Consider the following 17,435-nt stretch of genomic DNA (forward strand, 5'->3'; position numbering starts at 1 on the left):
GCCCTGTGCTCACTCGATGACGGACGGGAGGCACGTGGCGGGCCCGCCACGTGCCTCCAGGCCGTCAGGTGGGTGCGTTCAGAGCGCGCGCTTGCGGCCCGGCAGGAGGAAGACCGCAACGATGCCGAAGGCGATGTAGACGAAGTTGAACAGCGACGCGAAGGTGACCAGCGCGTGCGATCCGCCGGTCACGACGGCGTGCGCATCGTTGAGCCCGCCTGCAGCCATCAGGGTGGTGGGGTCGGTGAGGGCGTGCAGGAGCATCGGGACGATCAGCCACCGGCTCACCCGGAGCGCGAGGAACATCATCGCGCCGAAGCCCATCGCGTAACCGACCGTCGCGAACACGAGCAGCGGGTTGCCGCCGCCGAGCAGGTTCTGCAGGTGGATCAACCCGAAGACGACCGACGACAGCACGTAGACCGCACGCTCGCTGTACCCGTGGTGTTCGAGCATCTCGACCGTGAGACCACGGGTGAGGAGTTCTTCGGCGAACCCGACGCAGAGGCCGAAGAACAGGATCGCGAGGACGAGCGTGGGGGTGAAGCGGGACCAGTCGGTGCCGGCGAGCTTCATCACCGGCGGGACGACGGTGATGACGACCGCGATCCACATCCACCGCGGGGCGTGTGCGGTACGGCGGCGGAACAGGTGCGGCAGCCACCCGAGTGAGCGCGCGAACAGCAGCAGGAGCAGGCCCATCAGGCCGATCGGCAGGATCGAGGCCAAGAGCACGCTCGTGGGGTCGCCGTACAGGTCGTCGAGGTCGATGAACGGCCGCACGAACAGGCCGATCAGCTGACTGATGCCGAGGTACACGAGCAGGTAGACGGCGGCGAGCAGGACCGAACGCCACCACCCGCCGCGTGCCCAGAAGCGTTGCCACGCGTTCGCGGTCGTCTGATCCGTCATGTGGTTCCCCTGTGGTGGTGTGTGGTGCCTGGCAGGTGGCAGACGGTCCCAGCCTGCCGTATTCCGGGTCCGCCTGCCGGGGTGGGGCACTCGATACGTCAGCGTCTGCTGTATGGTCAGCGCATGCTGACCATGGCCCCGCGGCTCGACGTCATGCACCGGCTCGGCCGGGCGATGGCGGATCGGACGCGCTCCCGGATCCTGCTCGAGATGCTCGAAGCGCCGGTCTACCCGGGCCGGCTCGCGGCCGAACTGGGGCTCACCCGCTCGAACGTCTCGAACCACCTCGCCTGCCTGCGCGGATGCGGGATCGTCGTCGCGGTGCCCGAGGGGCGCTCCACCCGCTACGAGATCGCCGACCCGCACCTCGGGGCTGCGATCCGCTCGCTCCTCGAGGTCGTGCTCGCCGTCGACGACGGCGACGCGTGCACCGACGAGGACTGCGACGTCCCGCTCTGCTGCGGACCCGGCGCATGACCGACGCGACCGTCCGGGCGGTTCCTGATCGCCGACGGGTGCTGCGGCGACGGATCCGTTGGATCGTCGCCGCGACGATCACGTACAACGTCATCGAGGCGGTCATCGCGATCGCAGCCGGTTCGGTGGCGTCGTCGACCGCCCTGGTCGGCTTCGGACTCGACTCCGTCGTCGAGGTCCTGTCCGCCGCAGCGGTCGCGTGGCAGTTCGCCGGGCCGGACCCCGAAGCGCGGGAGCGCGTCGCGCTCAAGGTCATCGCGCTGTCGTTCTTCGCACTGGCGCTGTACGTCAGCGTCGACGCGGTGCTGACCCTGACCGGGCTGCGCGAGCCGGAGCACAGCACCGTCGGGATCGTGCTGGCGGCGGTCAGCCTGGCCGTGATGCCGTTCCTCAGCCTGCTCGAACGGCGCACCGGCAAGGAACTCGGTTCGGCGTCGGCGATCGCGGACTCCAAGCAGACCCTGGTGTGCAGCTACCTGTCCGCCGCGGTGCTGGTCGGGTTGCTCCTCAACACGCTGTTCGGCTGGTCGTGGGCTGATCCGGTGGCCGGCCTGGTGGTCGTCGTGTTCGCGGTGCGCGAGGGGCTCGAGGCCTGGCGGGGCGATGCCTGCAAGCAGCCGGTCGCCGCCCTGACCGGCGAGCGCGCGGCCGACGCCTGCGACTGCTGCTGACGCGGGCTCGGTTGCAGTGGCCGCCGTCCACGTGTCGGTCCCGCTGAGTAGCGTCGCGGGCATGGGTGAGACACCGCAGATCGACGACGCGACCATCGAGGACCTCCGCGCGCGACTACGGGCCACGCGCTGGCCGGACGCACCCGCCGGCACCGGATGGTCGCTCGGGGCGGACGTCGACGAGCTCCGGTCACTCATCGAGTACTGGGCCGACGGCTTCGACTTCGACGCGCACCGAGCGGCGCTCGCCGCACTGCCCAGCCGACGGCTGACGATCGACGGCACCCGGATCCACGTGCTGCACGCCCGAGCGGGCACGCCCGACGCGCTGCCGCTCCTGCTCGCGCACGGCTGGCCGGACTCCGGATGGCGGTACCGCAAGGTCCTGCCGATGCTCGTCGAGGCCGGGTTCGACGTGATCGTGCCGGACATGCCCGGCTACGGGTTCTCCGACGCCCCGCCGCAGCCGATCGACGCCCGCGCGGTCGCCGGCATGTGGGCCGAGCTGATGACCGAGCTCGGCTACGAACGGTTCGCGGTCGCCGGCGGGGACATCGGCACCCACGTCGCCCGCTACCTCGCGCTCGACCACGCCGACCGGGTCGCCGCCGTGCACCGCATCGACGGCGGGCTCGCCTGGCCCGGCATCGACCTCGACACGTTGTCGCCGGAGGAACGCGGGTTCGTCGCAGCGACCGCCCGGTGGCGCGACACCGAGGGCGCCTACGCGATGATGCACCGCACCAAGCCGCAGACCGTCGCGGTCGGCCTGAACGACTCACCCGCCGGGCTCGCCGCGTGGATCGTCGAGAAGCTGCGGTCGTGGAGCGACTGCGACGGCGACCTGTGGTCCGTCTACACGCAGGACGAGGTACTCACGCTGCTGACCGAGTACTGGGCGACCGGCACGATCGGCTCGGCGATGCGGATGTACCACGCGAACGCCGCGATCCCGCCGGAGCAGTCGGCCCGGCGGGTCGAAGTGCCGTCCGGCTTCTCGCTGTTCCCCGGCGACCTGGTGGAGCCGCCACGGGCGTGGCTCGAGCGGACGACGAACCTGGTGTCGTACCGGATGATGCCGCGCGGAGGACACTTCGCGCCGTTCGAGCAACCGGCGCTGTACGTCGACGAGCTCACGACCTTCCTGGAGCCGTTCCGCCGCTAGAGTGGACGGGCCAGCCTCTGTAGCTCAACGGAAGAGCAGTTCCGTCCTAAGGAAACGGTTGGGGGTTCGAGTCCCTCCAGGGGCACTTTGTAGGGCAGTTCTCCACAACCGTCGCGCTGGACGGTAGCGACCCCCGGTCTCCCCGTACGATTGACCCCGTGTCCAAGGTCCTGAGCAGTCTCCCCGTCGGCGAACGAGTCGGCATCGCGTTCTCAGGGGGTCTCGACACCTCCTGCGCCGTTGCCTGGATGCGCGAGAAGGGGGCGATCCCCTGCACGTACACGGCCGACATCGGTCAGTACGACGAGCCGGACATCGACGCCGTCCCGAGCCGCGCCCACGAGTACGGTGCCGAGATCGCCCGCCTGGTCGACGCGAAGAGCGCCCTGGTGGAAGAGGGCCTCGTCGCCCTGCAGACCGGCGCGTTCCACATCCGTTCCGGCGGCAAGACGTACTTCAACACGACGCCCCTCGGTCGTGCGGTCACGGGCACGATGCTCGTCCGCGCGATGAAGGAGGACGGCGTCGACATCTGGGGCGACGGCTCCACCTACAAGGGCAACGACATCGAGCGGTTCTACCGCTACGGCCTGATGGCCAACCCGCGTCTGCGCGTCTACAAGCCGTGGCTGGACTCCGAGTTCGTCGAGGAGCTCGGCGGTCGCAAGGAGATGAGCGAGTGGCTCGTCGCCCGCGGCTTCCCGTACCGCGACTCCACCGAGAAGGCGTACTCGACCGACGCCAACATCTGGGGTGCCACGCACGAGGCGAAGAGCCTCGAAGAGCTCTCGAGCGGCCTGGACATCGTCGAACCGATCATGGGCGTCGCCGCCTGGCGTGACGACGTCGAGGTCGCCACCGAGGTCGTCAGCATCCGCTTCGAGGCCGGACGCCCCGTCGCGATCAACGGCGAGGAGTACACGGACGCCGTCGCACTCGTCTACGAGGCGAACGCGATCGGCGGCCGCCACGGCCTCGGCGCGTCCGACCAGATCGAGAACCGCATCATCGAGGCGAAGAGCCGCGGCATCTACGAGGCACCGGGCATGGCCCTGCTGCACATCGCCTACGAGCGTCTGCTCAACGCGATCCACAACGAGGACACCGTCGCGTCGTACCACAACGAGGGCCGCCGACTCGGGCGCCTGATGTACGAGGGCCGCTGGCTCGACCCGCAGTCGCTCATGCTCCGCGAGTCCCTGCAGCGCTGGGTCGCCTCGGCCGTCACCGGCGAGGTCACGCTGCGCCTGCGTCGCGGCGACGACTACACGATCCTCGACACCACGGGTCCGGCGCTGTCGTACCACCCCGACAAGCTGTCGATGGAGCGGGTCGGCGACGCCGCGTTCGGTCCGGACGACCGCATCGGTCAGCTGACGATGCGCAACCTCGACATCGCGGACTCCCGCTCACGGCTCGAGCAGTACGCGGCCGCCGGTCTCATCGGCGGTGCGACGGCCGAGCTCGTCGGTGAGCTCGAGGCGGGCGAGTCCGAGGAGATCCTCGGTGGCGCCGTCATCGCCTCGGACGCCGAGGATGCGCTCGGACGCCGGACAGACCTCGCCTCCGAGGGCGCGGCCTTCGACTCCGGCACCGACTGACGAGCGCAGCGCCACGGGGCCAGTACCACGCGGCCGGTCACGCGCGATGGACGCGCGAAAGGCCTGACGGGAGGCGCGGTGCCAGCTGGCACCGCGCCTCCCGTCCGTCGTCCTGCCGCCGACTCAGGCCGCGGCGCCTCCGAGCAGCAACTCCAGCTGCTCGACGACCAGGTCTGGTCGCGTGATGAACGGGTGGTGCCCGGTCGGCACGTCGACGCTCCGCGTCGCCCGCACCGCGTGCGCACGCTGCAGCCCCACTGTGGTGCTGCGGTCCTCGGTGCAGACGAGGGAGGTCGAGTCGACGCCCTGCCACCCGGCTGCCGTCGTCGGTGTCACGAACGCCCCCGCCGACTGGGCGGTCACCCGGTCCCAGGCGGCCTGCTGGGTGCTCGTGTCGGCGTCCTGCAGGAAGCGGGCACCGAAGGACGCCGCGTCGTACCCGGCGACGGCGAGGACACCTTCACCGGCCGGGCCGATCGACACGGGATCGGGCTCGTCGGCCATGATGCCGGCCTGCGCGGAGCCGACGTCGGGCAGGTACGAGGACACGTACAGCAGGTGAGCGACGGCGTCGTGCCGTCCGGCCTCGGCGATCACGGTGCCGCCGTAGGAGTGTCCGACGACGATCGCCCCGTCGCTGTCGTCGAGGGCGGCGCGCAGGGCGGCTGCGTCCTCGGCGAGCCCACCGTCAGGGTGGCCCGACGGCCCCTCGCCGCAGGACGGCAGCGCGACCGCCCGACTGCGGATGCCGGTGCGGCCGCGGGTTCCGGTGCGACTGTGCAGCAGGTCGGCGGTGGGCTGCCACCACCAGGCACCGTCGCGGACCAGGGCGCCGTGGACGAACAGGATCTCCATGCCCCGACGCTACGGCGATCCGCGCGGCGGCGTGCGATCGGCCGAGAAGCGCACCGCGCTCGACGGCGTCCGGCGCAACCCCTACCGTGGAGGAACTGGATCGGTCATCAGGGACCCGTCGTCACGATGCTCCTCACAGATGTGGGGTCTGGCACAGCGGGTCGATCCGGACGAATCCGAGATGCGCATCATCTCGACGAAGGGCTGGTCGTCATGACCGCCAGGATGCAGCACGATTGGCACCGCCACGGCCTCCGGTCGCCGGAGGACCTCGAAGCCCTCGTGGCCGAGCGCCTCGAAGGAACGGGCCACGCTTCCACCAGTACGGGCGACGCACGGCGCGAGCCGTCCTACGCCGACTTCCTCGGCGAGCAGATCTGACCCGTTCCGGTCCGCTGCTCTACGGCTTGTAGAGTCTGTGCATGCGGACAGGACGAACGACGGCAGCTTCCCTCGCGATCGTCGTCGGAGGGCTCCTGGCGCTCGTCGGGGTCCAGCCGGCTTCGGCGCACTCGGCCCTCACCGGCAGCTCGCCCGCTGACGGCGCGGTCATCACCGAACCGCTCGACCGGGTCGACCTGACCTTCAGCGAGGCGCCGCTCGCCGGTCTCGACGCCGGACTGCGGATCCAGGTCACCGACGCCGACGGCACCGACGTGTCGACGGGCGAGGTGACCGTCTCCGGCATGACGATGGCCAAGGCCGTCGACCTCGAGAACGGCGCGTACACGGTGCTCTGGCGGTACGTGTCGCCGGACGGGCACCCGATCGACGGCACGTACCGGTTCGAGTACCGGGCCGCGGTCGCGGCACCATCCGCGACGACTCCGGCGACGGCGGTGCCGACGGTGCCGACATCGGGCCCCGTGACGCCCACTCCGACGTCGACCGCGACGGCCACCGGGGCCTCCGACGGTGCGCCCGACTCGGCGCCCGGCATCGCCCCGGGGGTCTGGGTCGCGCTCGGCGCCGGCACGGTGCTCGCCGCCGGGGCCGTCGTGGTGCTCCTCCTGCGCCGCACCCGACGCACTTCGTGAGCAGAAATGGTCGGGTGGCCGAGATCCACGCGACCATTGCTGCTCACCATGCGCCGCGCCCGCGACCCGGACACGTGCCGGACGGGAGGCCCGCCACCCGGCCGCCACGGGCCTCCCGTCCGACGCCGGCCGCGTTCACCCCCGCTTCGTGAGCAGAAGAGGTCGGGTCCTGGAACGGGACCCGACCTCTTCTGCTCACCATGCGAGCGCGCCGCGCACCGCGCACCGCGCACCGCGCTACGCGGCGGCGGGTGTCTCCTCGAGCGCGGCGTCCGCCCGCTCCTCGCTGCCGGCGGCCAGGCCGCGCGCGATCTTCCCGCGCGACGCCAGCCACAGCACCACCGCAGCGGCGAACACGATGACCTCGGTGACGGTCAGTGCCCAGATGATCCCGGCGAGTCCGAACCACAGGTTGCCGACGATGACGATCGGGATGAACAGCACGCCCTGCGCCAGCGACAGCACCATCGCGGGGAGCACCATGCCGGTCGCCTGGAACAGCGAGGTGAGCAACCCCGTGAACCCGTTCACGATGGCGGCGACGAGCTGCGCCGTCAGGATCGTCAGGCCGATCGCGAGGACCGAGTGGTCGCCGGAGAAGATCGTGAACACCTGCTCGCGGAAGGTGAAGACCGCGCCGGAGAACACGAGGACGATCGCGCCGACCGTGAAGGCGGCTCCGCGCAGGGCGGCCCGGAGGCGCGCGGCGTCGCCCTTGCCGAACGCGTAGGCGAGCAGGGGCAGTACGCCGATCGTCACGCCCATCACGAGGAACTCCGGCACCTGCGCGATGCGGACCGCGACGCCCATCGCGGCGAGCGGGTCGTCGCCGTAGGCGGCGGCGAGGTTGTTGAGCACGAGCGTCGTGACGATCAGGAAGGCGGACTGCAGCAGTTCGCCGACGCCGATGCCGAAGACGGGCTTCAGGATGTCGGCGCGGAGCGTGAACCACTTCGGCGCGAAGCTGACGTTCTCGCTGTTCCGCTGCAGCCAGGTCACCCAGTAGGCGATCGACACGACGTTCGCGAGTCCGACCGCCAGCGCTGCACCGCCGACCCCCCAGTGCAGCACGAGGATGAACAGCACGTCGAACACCAGGTTCCCGATCGTCGACAGGACCAGGCCGATCATCGCCTGGCGTGCGGCACCCTCGGAGCGGACGATCTGCTCGAGGGCGAACGACGAGGCGAGCACCGGGACGAACGCGAGCATCACGGCGACGTACTCGCTCGTGGCGGGGACGGCTGCTGCGTCGGCACCGAGCACGGCGACCAGGGGGCGGAGGAACACGAGCCCGACGACGGCCAGGACCGCACCGGTGACGACGGCTCCCCACAGCGCGAACGAGGCGACGTGCTTGATGTCCTGCGCCTTGGCAGGGTCGTGCTCCGAGGCGCCGAGCAAGCGGGACATCAGGGCACTGCCGCCGACGCCGAACACACCGCCGACGGCCATCACGATGCCGAGCAGCGGGGTACCGAAGGTGATCGCGGCGAGCAGTGACGTGTCGTGCTGCGAGCCGATGAAGCCGGCGTTGATGACGTTGTACAGGGCGCTGACGACCATCGCAGCGGCCATCGGCACACACAGGTGCACGAGGGCCCGGGCGATCGGTGCGGCGGAGAGGTACCAGCGGTTGGTGGCCGCGGCGGTGTTCTCGGGGGTGGTGGTGGTCATGACTGCCTCCTCGTGGGCAGGGCTGAGGGCGCGACGGGGTGCCGTCGCGTGCGGGGGTGGGGCCGGGAGGCCCGTGGCGCGTCGAGCGCGCCGGTGACGTCGGTGCCGGGGGGCGCTACCGCGTCGGCGGCGTCACCGGGTCCGCGGCGCTACCGCGTCGGCGGTGCGAGCTCCGCGGTCACCTTCTGCAGCAGGTGCCGCAGGGTGGCGCGTTCGTCCGTGTCGAGTGGTGCGAGCAGGGTGTCGTCGAGGGCGACCATCGCGTCGGTGAAGCCGGCGATGAGGTCGATGCCCGCCGGGGTGGCGTGCACCGTCTTCGTCCGACCGTTCGTGGCGTCGGGTCGTCGTTCGACGAGGCCGCGCCGCTCGAGGCCCTGCAGGAGGCTCGAGACGCTGGCCGCGCTGGTCCGGGTGATCTCAGCGATGTCGCGTTGGATCGCTCCGGGATTCTGCTGCAGGTACCCGAGCACGAAGCTCTGCTCGCGGGTGAGGTCCCGATCACGGACCCACTCGTCAGCCGCCTTGCGTTGTGCCCATCCGATCCACCGCATGAGTTCGAGCGGGGTGGTGAGATCCGGTGCCTGCATGATCAGAACTCTAACTGTTTGATCTCTAACTGTCAACGAGGGTCTGGCCCGTGGTCACCCGTGGTTCGGCCCCGGAACGGGGGTATGGCCTCGGGGTGTGCCGCTGGTACCTTGCACAGGAAGACGGCCTCACCAGCCGTCGTCCTCGGTCCGGTGCCGGACCGTTCGGGTCTCCCGTCGCACGGCGGGGGATGGATCAGCAGTGGCGGACCTCCGCCCGGGAAGGGACCCATGACTCGCACTGCGCTCCGAGCGCGACGCCGCCGGCGTCCATGAACTCCGACGCGCGCCGGCGGGTACCGGCGTGCGTCTCCACGGGGCCGCGGCGTTCGGGTCGCCTCGGGCCCTCCGGTGCGGTGGCGGTTCGGACCGCCACCGCACCGGACATCCGCACCACCACGAGTCAGTGAGGACCACCGTGCACGATCACGACACCCACCCGCTCGACCGTCGAGTCGGCCCGCCGCACGTCGAGCGGTTCCGGCTGACGCAGAGCGCCGAGACGCTCGGCGTCGTCTGCACCTGCGCGATCGGCGTCGACCACGACAACACGATCCGGCCGGTGCACGCAGAACCCGTCCGCTGAACGCTGTGCACGCCGGCGGGTGCAGCGGGATACTGGGGTGGTGCGTGAACTCCAAGCCGCCATCGCCGCGGACCTCAACGTCCAGCCGACCATCGAGCCGGAGCAGGAGATCGCCCGCCGTGTCGGGTTCCTCCGTGACTACCTGCTCACGACCGGCGCGAAGGGGTTCCTGCTCGCGATCAGCGGCGGCCAGGACTCCACGCTCGCCGGGCGCCTGACCCAGCTCGCCGTCGAGTCCCTCCGTGCCGAGGGGCACCCCGCCGAGTTCACGACCGTCCGCATGCCGTACCGCGTGCAGGCCGACGAGGACGACGCCCAGCTCGCCCTGCAGTTCATCGCAGCCGACCCGGGCATCACCGTCAACATCGAGCACGGCGTCGACGGCGTCATGCAAGACACCGCTGCCTCGGGCGTCGAGCTGAGCGACTTCGTCAAGGGCAACGTCAAGGCCCGGATGCGCATGGTCGCCCAGTACGCCGTCGCCGGCCAGCGCGGGCTGCTCGTCGTCGGGACCGACCACGCGGCCGAGGCGGTCACCGGGTTCTTCACGAAGTACGGCGACGGCGGCGTCGACCTGACGCCGCTCACCGGCCTGTCGAAGAGCCAGGGACGGCAGCTGCTCGAGCACCTCGGAGCGCCCGCCCGCCTGTACGAGAAGGCCCCCACCGCGGACCTGCTCGACGAGACGCCCGGCCAGACCGACGAAGCGAACCTCGGGCTGTCCTACGCCGAGATCGACGCCTACCTGCAGGGGCACGACGTGCCGCTCGAGGTCGCCGAAGCGATCGAGTCGCGGTACCGCGCGACCGAGCACAAGCGCCAGGTGCCGGCGACGCCGTTCGACGACTGGTGGCGTGCGGGCGCGTAGGCGCTGGCGCGACCACGGACAGGAGGCGCGGTGCAGGTGATCCTGCACCGCGCCTCCTGTCCGTCCTGGTCTAGAGCCCCAGCGCCCAGTCCAGGAGGGGCGAGTCGAAGGCCACGCGCATCGCTTCCCGCTCGTCCCCACCGATCCCGACGCCGGCCGCGACCCGGTCCCACCCCGCCACCGCGCCCGCGACACGCTGGAGCACCTGCTCCGCGTCCGGGCGCCGGAGCCGGAAGGCGTCCGCGATGTCGAGCAGGTTCCGCAGGTCGCGGGACCTGGGGTCGTCCGACGGGGAGATCGCCCGGGAGTCGATCACCCCGCGCTGTCGGCTCGGGTTGACGTCGAAGACGGGCGAGAGCCGCCACCCGGTGGGCGTGTGGAGGAAGGCGTGGTTCCGCCAGTGGTCGTCGACGTTGTTCACGAGGACGGACAACGCGATCCGGCCGAACATCTCGCGGAGGTCCGCTGCGGGAGCCGAACTCCAGTGGTCGATGACGTCGGTGAGGTCCTCGTAGGTCAGTCGTGACCCGTCGTCGTGGGCGCCGAGCTCGAGCGCCGTCCGTGCCGACATGTACCCGAGTCGGTCCCCGGAGCCGTCTCGGTCGAAGCGCTCGGAGAGCAGGACGGCACGTCCGGACTCCGGTCCAACGAGTGACCACGCCGGCGCCCTGAGCCCGGCATCCGTCGCGAGGGTGAGCGCGACTCCTTCCCAGCGCTCGACGTCGAAGCGGCCGTCCTTCGAGTGCGGCAGCTTCGCGATCGCGAGCGTCCCGCGCGGGGTGAGGACGTTCGCCTTCGGCCGAGCGCCGCCGGGAGAGGTCGCGACGTCACCGAGGTACGCGATGTCCTCGTCGGTCGCCTCGTCGTCCTCGTACCGAGCGGCAGCGGCGAGGATCCGGGCGAGGTCGTGGAGGTTCGCGACCCCGGTCTCCGCAGACGACCAGGAGCCACCCACCCGGAACCGGAGCGCTCCGATCCTGGTGTGGTCCGCGACGCCGAGGAGGTAGTCGAACTCGCCGAGCCGAGCGGCCAGTGACGGGTCGCGCTGTCGTCGCGCGGCGTGGTCCGCGCGGATCAGCTTCTGTCCCCACTCGTCCGGAGCCGCGTCGCTGAACGCACCGGGCAGGGTCTGGCTGTCAGCCGTGTACGTCCGACCGGGGCGGAGTGGGAGGTCGGGGGAGACCTGCCAACCGTGTCGGAGGAAGTCGTCGTCGTACTCGAACGACGACGAGGCCAGCGTCCGCAAGCCCTGGAAGGACGGGCGCAAGGTACCCACGCGACGTGGTTCCGCGGACTCGCCGGTCCAGACCTCGACCGATTCGTCCATCACAGGGCGCCGCCGCTGCGGAGGATGTCATCGATCCGAGCACGCGCTGTCTCGCTCCGGAACGGGTCGATCGCCTCGATCGTGGTGTCTGCGATCCCGAGTGCGCCGAGGACGGCGAAGAGGGAATCGATGCGCCCACCGGTGCCGGTCTCGATCGCTCGCAACGTGTCGCGCGTCACCGCAGCCCGTTCGGCCAACTCCGCAGCGGACATGCCGTTGACGGACCGCCATCGGCGGATGTTCTCACCGAATGACACGAGCTGCTGCCGCCGGCGGGGCGACGATCGCTGGACCATGGGACCTCCTGGCAGGAAAGTCTGTCACAACAAGGTCAAACTGACCGGAAAAGCTGCCAAACACGCACCTCCGGCTGCGACGCGTCACCGACCGCTCGTAGGATGGGACCCAACGGAACAACAGATGCGGAATCCAGGCTGCTGCCTGGTCCGGAGGGGGAGTCATGGAAGTCCTGTTCGCGCTCGGAGCCATCCCGCTGATCATCGTGGGGATCATCGTCCTCGCCGTGATCGCGCTGATCTACGCGAAGGTCGTGTACCGCAACGCCGGCGCCGACGAAGCGCTCATCATCACCGGCAAGCGCTCACGCAAGGTCAAGAACGACGACGGCACCGAGACCGTCGAGTCCGGCATCAAGGTCGTGCTCGGCGCCGGCGTCCTCGTCCGACCCTTCTTCGAGAAGGTCGCGAAGCTCTCGCTCAGCTCCCGGGCGATCGACATCAACGTCAACGCGCAGGACTCCCGCGGCGTGACGATCGACGTCGAAGCGGTCGCGCTCGTCAAGGTCGGTGAGACCGACGCCTCGATCCGGGCGGCCGCGCAGCGGTTCCTCGGGCAGGAGAAGAAGATCGACGACTTCGCGCGCGAGGTCCTGTCGGGATCGCTCCGTGCGTCGATCGGTGCGACCGACGTGTCCACGATCATCCGCAACCGCGACCAGCTCACCGTCGCGGTGCTCGACGTCGCGAAAGAAGCCCTGCACAGCCAGGGCCTCGACGTCGACTCCTTCGAGATCAAGGGCATCTCGGACCGCAACGAGTACATCAGCGACCTCGGTCGTGCCGAGCGCGCCCGCGTCCGGCTCGAGGCGGAGAACGCCGAGGCGCAGGCCGACCGCGAAGCGCGAGAAGCCCGTGCCACCGCCGACCAGGCCATCGCCGAAGCCGAGAACACCCTGGCGATCCGCCGCGCCGCACTGCAGCTCGACGCCGACCGGGCATCGGCCGAGGCCGCAGCCGCCGGTCCGCTCGCCCAGGCCCGTGCGGCGCAGGGCGTCGTCGAGCAGGAGCAGATCACCGCGCAGAAGCGTGCCGAGCTGCGCCGTGCCGAGCTGGAGTCCGAGGTCTCCGCCGTCGCCGAGGCGCAGGCGCGCAAGACCCGCGTCGAGGCCGAAGCGGCCGCCGGTGCCCAGGTCGAGACGGCCCGGGCCCAGGCCGAGGCCCGTCGGATCTCCGCCGAGGCGATCGCCGCAGAAGCGAAGGCCGAGTCCGAGGCGCGCAAGCTCGCTGCCGACGCCTCCCGTGCCGAAGGTGAGGCAGCGGCCGACGCGATCCGCGCCAAGGGTCAGGCCGAGGCAGACGCCACGAAGGCCCAGGCGGACGCACTCGCGCAGCACTCCGAGGCCGTCCTGCGGGTCAAGGCCATCGAGACCCTGCCGAGCATCGCCCGCGAGCTCGCGGCGCCGATGGGCAACATCGACAAGCTGACGGTGGTGTCCTCCGACGGCGCCGGCGCCCTGTCGAAGAGCATCGTGAGCCAGTTCAGCGAGGTCGACGCCCTGCTCGGGACGACCGCCGGGTTCACCCTGAGTGACATCGTCAAGAGTTCCACGACGGGGCAGGCTGCCGCTCGGGCCGTCGTGCGCGAGCAGTCCACCGCTGTCGCGGAGCCGATCGAGTAGTTCTCAGCGGCACCCGGGGCGGGCGTAGCGAGGATCAGTCCTCGTCGCGCCCGTTCTCGTCCCGGCGCTCGCGCTGCTGGCCACCGGCGTCCTCGCGCTGGTCGGCGAGCCGCTGCTGCCACACGACGCTGCGGGCCGCGCCCTCGAGGATGTCGTCGACGCTCCGTCCGGTCTGCGCCGCGAGCGCGCCGCTGAGACCGGCGGTGAGGGTCCCGCCGGCGGATGCCAGACGTTCGATCACCTGCTCCTGGCGTGGGGTCAGGGGCTCGTCGACCATCTCGTCGATGGTGTCGCGGATGTTCTGCTCGCTCGCGTCCAGTGCCGCCTCGTCACCGGAGTGCAGCGCTGCTGCCTCTCCGACGACGACGAGACCGAGGCGCGCGGCGTCGTCTTCGGGACGCGGAGTGCGGTGCTCATCAGTCATGCGGGGGACCGTACGCTCCGTGGTGCCGCGCTTGCTGGACAGACGGGGTACCCGACGCCTGTCGTTCGTCGTCAGTGCGGTGTCGTGTCCCACCGGCGGAGCAGCCAGTCCGCCGCGGCCAGGCCTTCGCGCCGTTGGAAGTCACGGATGGTCGGCATGTTCGGCGGTGCCGGCGGCAGCGCGTGCTCGAAGAACAGGCCAGCGAGACCGGCGAGCACGGCGTCGACCGTGGTGGCGGGCACGCCGGCGAACACCGGGTGGGTGGCGAGGTGGTGCTCGACGTCGGTGTCCTCGCCGCGGACGAGTGTGTCGATCAGGTAGGTCAGCGGGTCGAGCCAGTGCGCGCCGATGCTCGCCCACGGCCAGTCCACGACCCAGACGGCCCCGGAGCGGTCGACGAGCAGGTTGTCGGCACGGCAGTCGGCGTGCACGAGGTGCTCGCCGTCGACGAGGGTCGCTGCCCGGGCGGCGGTGCGGGCGAACTCGGGTCCGGCGGCGAGCACGTCCGCCGGAACGACCTCGGCGGCCCGGTCGGACAGGGTGGGGTCGCCGAGCATCCGGTCCCACGCGCCGAACTCGTGGCGCAGGTCGTCGGCGATCTGGGGGAGCGTGCCGAGGTCGCCGGTCGCCGACGGCAGGGTGTCCAGCGCATCGAGCACCGCCGCGGTGTCCCTGCCGTCGAGTGCCGCCCCGGGGTGCTTGCCCTCGATGTCGTCGAGGACCAGGACGACCCACTCGTCGCCGTCCACGGTGGCGTCGAAGGCGTCCAGCAGGGGCGGCGCCTGCACGGTCGACGGCAGCTGCGCCACCACGCGGGCTTCCCGGCGGTGCAGGGCGAAGGCATCGGCGTTCCGCGATCGCGAGACCGTCTTGACGAACGCCCGTCGCCCCGTCGCCGTGACCACACGGTCGGCACTCCCCGGCGACCACCCGGCGGTCTGGGACTCAGCGTTCGTCACCGTTCCGCCGAGGGGCTGTTCCACCCGGTCGCGCAGGACCGCCGGCACGTCCGTCCACGCAGTTCGCCCCATGCCCGACGACGCTACCTGAGAAGCCGTTCACGAACGTGCATAGACGGCAAGTTTGCGTTGGCGGCAAACGTGCTGGTGATGTAAAGTTGCAGCGTCTGCAAGGTTGACCCGCCGTTCGACGGCCCGCCACACACGCTCCGGCGTCCCTTGCCCGCACGACGACCACCACGCACCCCTGAAGGACCCCCATGTCTACTGCCACCGCACCCGCCGAGGTGTCGCGCGGACGACACGACTCCCCGGCCAGCACGCCGGGCAAGCCGATCATGTCGCACCGTCAGATCCTGCTCGTCATCTACGGCCTCATGGCCGGCATGTTCCTGTCGTCGCTCGACCAGACGATCGTCGGCACCGCGATCCGCACCATCGGCGACGACCTGCACGGCCTCGACCAGCAGGCGTGGGTCACGACCGCGTACCTGATCGCGTCGACCATCACGACGCCGATCTACGGCAAGCTCTCCGACGTCTTCGGCCGCCGCCCGCTCTACATCTTCGGCATCGCGGTCTTCATCCTCGGCTCGCTGCTCTCGACGATGTCGACCTCGATGATCATGCTCGCCGCGTTCCGTGCCTTCCAGGGCATCGGTGCCGGTGCGCTGATGTCGCTGCCGCTCGCGATCATGGGCGACATCCTCGCCCCGCGTGAGCGTGCCAAGTACCAGGGCTACTTCCTCGCGGTCTTCGGCATCTCGTCCGTCATCGGCCCGCTCATCGGTGGCCTGTTCGCCGGCGCGAGCACGATCCTCGGTGTCACCGGCTGGCGCTGGGTCTTCCTGATCAACGTGCCGATCGGCGTCGCGGCGCTCCTGATGGTCATCGCCTTCCTGCACCTGCCGAAGTTCGGTGACGCCAAGGCGAAGCCGCGCATCGACTGGTGGGGTGCCACCTCGGTCATCGCGACACTCGTCCCGCTCCTGCTCGTGGCCGAACAGGGCCGCACCTGGGGTTGGGGTTCGGCCGGTGCCATCGCCTGCTACGTGATCGGTGCGCTCGGGCTCGTCGCCTTCCTGGTGATCGAGACCCTGATGAAGGACGACGCGATCATCCCGCTCAAGCTCTTCCGCTCGGGCACGTTCTCGATGGCCACGATCCTCGGGTTCCTGGTCGGCTTCGCGATGTTCGGCGCCATGCTGACCATCCCGCTGTACCTGCAGATCGTCACGGGGCTGACCCCGACCGAGTCCGGCTTCGCGACCCTGCCGATGATCGGTGGTCTGATGATCGCCTCGATCGCCTCGGGGCAGATCGTCGCCCGCACCGGTCGATACCGGATCTTCCCGGTGATCGGCACGGCCCTGGTCTCGGTCGGCTACGTCGTCCTGACGTTCATGACGATCGACAAGCCGCTCTGGTTCCTGATGATCGGCATGTTCCTGATCGGCCTCGGCCTCGGCCAGCTCATGCAGAGCATCACCCTCGCCTCGCAGAACTCCGTCCAGCCGCGGGACATGGGTGTGGCGACGTCCTCCGCCACGTTCTTCCGCCAGATCGGTGGAACGCTCGGGACGGCGGTGCTGCTCAGCATCCTGTTCTCGATCATGCCGGCGAACATCCTGCACGCCACCGCGGACCAGAAGAACCTGTCCGGTGCGCTCGACGCCGCCCTGAACCCGACCGTCGCCACGGCGAAGGCGAACGCGGGCGTCATGGAGCAGATCTGGAACCCGATCGTCACCCCGGTGAAGTCGCAGGTGCAGTCCGGCCTCGACCAGGCCACCGCGCAGGTCGCCGCTGCGACGACCGGCGCCCCGGAGGCCGTGCAGCAGCAGGCCCTCACCGCCGCAGCCGACAAGGCGCACGCCAGCGTGCAGGACGGCAAGCTCGTGGTCGACTGGTCCGACGCCTCGCAGCGCTCGTACTGGGTCGGTGAGCTCGCCCCCGAACTGTCGAAGCAGATCGACAAGGGAGCCGGCGACGGCAGCAGCTCGAGCAGCGAGACGAGCGACACGTCCTACCTCAACGGTGCGACCCCGGCGCTGACCAAGCCGTTCATGACCGGCTTCAACGCGTCGGCCGTGACCGTCTACTGGGTCGGCTTCGCCGTGATCCTGCTGGCGTTCATCCTCAGCTGGTTCTTCAAGGCGCCGCCGCTCCGCAAGAGCTCGGCCCTGCAGGAGCAGGCCGACCAGGCCGGCACCGCCGACGACCTCGAGGTGCAGGCCGTCAAGGCGGCCGACACGATGGGGTCGCCCACGGCGCCCGTCACCGGATCGATCCCCGTGCAGCGGGACCGCGCGTAGGACCGGCCACCGGGGTCTCTCGTCACCAGACGGGAGGCCCCGACCCGCACCAGGAG

General features: G+C 70.5%; 18 protein-coding genes and 1 tRNA gene. 11 read left to right on the top strand and 8 right to left on the bottom strand.

The genetic code is table 11. The annotated features are described in order from the left end of the window. Window positions 1-78 precede the first annotated feature (78 nt). Complete coding sequence (locus EDF42_RS04060; RefSeq protein WP_123671518.1) at window positions 79-912, bottom strand: CPBP family intramembrane glutamic endopeptidase; 834 nt, start codon at window positions 910-912, stop codon at window positions 79-81. Between the two features lie 123 nt (window positions 913-1,035). Here EDF42_RS04060 and EDF42_RS04065 point away from each other — a divergent pair, with 123 nt between their 5' ends. From EDF42_RS04065 to argG, 5 genes are all read left to right on the top strand, one after another. After that, window positions 1,036-1,389, top strand: a complete 354-nt coding sequence (locus EDF42_RS04065; protein ID WP_123340881.1) for a helix-turn-helix transcriptional regulator — start codon at window positions 1,036-1,038, stop codon at window positions 1,387-1,389. Continuing rightward, window positions 1,386-2,060 carry a cation diffusion facilitator family transporter gene (locus EDF42_RS04070; RefSeq protein ID WP_123671519.1) on the top strand — a complete coding sequence of 225 codons (675 nt, stop codon included), beginning with the start codon at window positions 1,386-1,388 and terminating at the stop codon, window positions 2,058-2,060. The genes EDF42_RS04065 and EDF42_RS04070 overlap by 4 nt, the downstream gene beginning before the upstream one ends. 61 nt (window positions 2,061-2,121) lie before the next feature. After that, entirely contained in the window at window positions 2,122-3,225 is a 1,104-nt protein-coding gene (locus EDF42_RS04075; protein ID WP_123671588.1) for an epoxide hydrolase family protein, read from the top strand. Window positions 3,226-3,238: 13 nt separating this feature from the next. Then, a tRNA-Arg gene (locus EDF42_RS04080) sits at window positions 3,239-3,310 on the top strand. A gap of 73 nt (window positions 3,311-3,383) precedes the next feature. Further along, on the top strand, window positions 3,384-4,826 hold the full coding sequence (gene argG / locus EDF42_RS04085; protein WP_123293324.1) for an argininosuccinate synthase: 1,443 nt from the start codon (window positions 3,384-3,386) through the stop codon (window positions 4,824-4,826). A 123-nt stretch (window positions 4,827-4,949) separates the two neighbouring features. On the opposite strand, the gene EDF42_RS04090 is transcribed toward argG, so the two are convergent. Further along, the gene (locus EDF42_RS04090; RefSeq protein ID WP_123340840.1) at window positions 4,950-5,681 is read right to left on the bottom strand and encodes an alpha/beta hydrolase; all 732 of its coding nucleotides are present in this window, start codon (window positions 5,679-5,681) and stop codon (window positions 4,950-4,952) included. Between the two features lie 213 nt (window positions 5,682-5,894). On the opposite strand from EDF42_RS04090, the gene EDF42_RS18815 reads away from it, so the two are divergent. Together EDF42_RS18815 and EDF42_RS04095 are read left to right on the top strand one after the other, a co-directional pair. Continuing rightward, window positions 5,895-6,062, top strand: a complete 168-nt coding sequence (locus EDF42_RS18815) for a hypothetical protein (RefSeq protein WP_159570266.1) — start codon at window positions 5,895-5,897, stop codon at window positions 6,060-6,062. Window positions 6,063-6,103: 41 nt separating this feature from the next. After that, on the top strand, window positions 6,104-6,718 hold the full coding sequence (locus tag EDF42_RS04095) for a copper resistance CopC family protein (RefSeq protein ID WP_123671520.1): 615 nt from the start codon (window positions 6,104-6,106) through the stop codon (window positions 6,716-6,718). A 237-nt stretch (window positions 6,719-6,955) separates the two neighbouring features. Here the strand turns inward: EDF42_RS04095 and EDF42_RS04100 are convergent, their stop codons facing one another. After that, entirely contained in the window at window positions 6,956-8,395 is a 1,440-nt protein-coding gene (locus tag EDF42_RS04100; protein ID WP_123671521.1) for an MATE family efflux transporter, read from the bottom strand. A 149-nt stretch (window positions 8,396-8,544) separates the two neighbouring features. Further along, entirely contained in the window at window positions 8,545-8,982 is a 438-nt protein-coding gene (locus EDF42_RS04105) for a MarR family winged helix-turn-helix transcriptional regulator (RefSeq protein ID WP_123340836.1), read from the bottom strand. A 418-nt stretch (window positions 8,983-9,400) separates the two neighbouring features. On the opposite strand from EDF42_RS04105, the gene EDF42_RS18820 reads away from it, so the two are divergent. Both EDF42_RS18820 and nadE read left to right on the top strand, forming a co-directional pair. After that, entirely contained in the window at window positions 9,401-9,568 is a 168-nt protein-coding gene (locus tag EDF42_RS18820; RefSeq protein WP_159570252.1) for a hypothetical protein, read from the top strand. A 40-nt stretch (window positions 9,569-9,608) separates the two neighbouring features. Then, a complete protein-coding gene (gene nadE, locus EDF42_RS04110) occupies window positions 9,609-10,436 on the top strand; it encodes an ammonia-dependent NAD(+) synthetase (RefSeq protein ID WP_123340999.1) in 828 nt (275 codons plus the stop codon). A 70-nt stretch (window positions 10,437-10,506) separates the two neighbouring features. Here the strand turns inward: nadE and EDF42_RS04115 are convergent, their stop codons facing one another. Both EDF42_RS04115 and EDF42_RS04120 read right to left on the bottom strand, forming a co-directional pair. Next, on the bottom strand, window positions 10,507-11,712 hold the full coding sequence (locus EDF42_RS04115) for a type II toxin-antitoxin system HipA family toxin (protein ID WP_185040752.1): 1,206 nt from the start codon (window positions 11,710-11,712) through the stop codon (window positions 10,507-10,509). Window positions 11,713-11,762: 50 nt separating this feature from the next. Then, window positions 11,763-12,059 carry a helix-turn-helix domain-containing protein gene (locus EDF42_RS04120; protein ID WP_123340833.1) on the bottom strand — a complete coding sequence of 99 codons (297 nt, stop codon included), beginning with the start codon at window positions 12,057-12,059 and terminating at the stop codon, window positions 11,763-11,765. Window positions 12,060-12,223: 164 nt separating this feature from the next. Here EDF42_RS04120 and EDF42_RS04125 point away from each other — a divergent pair, with 164 nt between their 5' ends. Then, window positions 12,224-13,681, top strand: coding sequence for an SPFH domain-containing protein (locus EDF42_RS04125; protein ID WP_123340832.1), 1,458 nt, complete (start codon window positions 12,224-12,226; stop codon window positions 13,679-13,681). A 34-nt stretch (window positions 13,682-13,715) separates the two neighbouring features. Here the strand turns inward: EDF42_RS04125 and EDF42_RS04130 are convergent, their stop codons facing one another. Together EDF42_RS04130 and EDF42_RS04135 are read right to left on the bottom strand one after the other, a co-directional pair. Further along, a complete protein-coding gene (locus EDF42_RS04130; protein ID WP_123340831.1) occupies window positions 13,716-14,105 on the bottom strand; it encodes a hypothetical protein in 390 nt (129 codons plus the stop codon). Window positions 14,106-14,176: 71 nt separating this feature from the next. Further along, window positions 14,177-15,136 (bottom strand): phosphotransferase, encoded by a 960-nt coding sequence (locus tag EDF42_RS04135; RefSeq protein WP_123671523.1) that lies wholly within the window; start codon window positions 15,134-15,136, stop codon window positions 14,177-14,179. Window positions 15,137-15,324: 188 nt separating this feature from the next. On the opposite strand from EDF42_RS04135, the gene EDF42_RS04140 reads away from it, so the two are divergent. Beyond that, entirely contained in the window at window positions 15,325-17,379 is a 2,055-nt protein-coding gene (locus EDF42_RS04140; RefSeq protein WP_123671524.1) for an MDR family MFS transporter, read from the top strand. Window positions 17,380-17,435: the final 56 nt, after the last annotated feature.

Source organism: Curtobacterium sp. PhB172 (assembly GCF_003752545.1).
Classification (GTDB): domain Bacteria; phylum Actinomycetota; class Actinomycetes; order Actinomycetales; family Microbacteriaceae; genus Curtobacterium.

What these genes read in the sequence shown, in the direction of transcription:
- EDF42_RS04060 (WP_123671518.1), bottom strand. Translation starts at nt 912, where the DNA reads ATGACGGATCAGACGACCGCGAACGCGTGGCAACGCTTCTGGGCACGC.
- EDF42_RS18815 (WP_159570266.1), top strand. Translation starts at nt 5,895, where the DNA reads ATGACCGCCAGGATGCAGCACGATTGGCACCGCCACGGCCTCCGGTCG.
- EDF42_RS04140 (WP_123671524.1), top strand. Translation starts at nt 15,325, where the DNA reads ATGTCTACTGCCACCGCACCCGCCGAGGTGTCGCGCGGACGACACGAC.
- EDF42_RS04070 (WP_123671519.1), top strand. Translation starts at nt 1,386, where the DNA reads ATGACCGACGCGACCGTCCGGGCGGTTCCTGATCGCCGACGGGTGCTG.
- EDF42_RS04100 (WP_123671521.1), bottom strand. Translation starts at nt 8,395, where the DNA reads ATGACCACCACCACCCCCGAGAACACCGCCGCGGCCACCAACCGCTGG.
- EDF42_RS04095 (WP_123671520.1), top strand. Translation starts at nt 6,104, where the DNA reads ATGCGGACAGGACGAACGACGGCAGCTTCCCTCGCGATCGTCGTCGGA.
- EDF42_RS04130 (WP_123340831.1), bottom strand. Translation starts at nt 14,105, where the DNA reads ATGACTGATGAGCACCGCACTCCGCGTCCCGAAGACGACGCCGCGCGC.
- EDF42_RS04075 (WP_123671588.1), top strand. Translation starts at nt 2,122, where the DNA reads ATGGGTGAGACACCGCAGATCGACGACGCGACCATCGAGGACCTCCGC.
- EDF42_RS04125 (WP_123340832.1), top strand. Translation starts at nt 12,224, where the DNA reads ATGGAAGTCCTGTTCGCGCTCGGAGCCATCCCGCTGATCATCGTGGGG.
- EDF42_RS04065 (WP_123340881.1), top strand. Translation starts at nt 1,036, where the DNA reads ATGCTGACCATGGCCCCGCGGCTCGACGTCATGCACCGGCTCGGCCGG.
- EDF42_RS04090 (WP_123340840.1), bottom strand. Translation starts at nt 5,681, where the DNA reads ATGGAGATCCTGTTCGTCCACGGCGCCCTGGTCCGCGACGGTGCCTGG.
- EDF42_RS04120 (WP_123340833.1), bottom strand. Translation starts at nt 12,059, where the DNA reads ATGGTCCAGCGATCGTCGCCCCGCCGGCGGCAGCAGCTCGTGTCATTC.
- EDF42_RS04135 (WP_123671523.1), bottom strand. Translation starts at nt 15,136, where the DNA reads ATGGGGCGAACTGCGTGGACGGACGTGCCGGCGGTCCTGCGCGACCGG.
- EDF42_RS04105 (WP_123340836.1), bottom strand. Translation starts at nt 8,982, where the DNA reads ATGCAGGCACCGGATCTCACCACCCCGCTCGAACTCATGCGGTGGATC.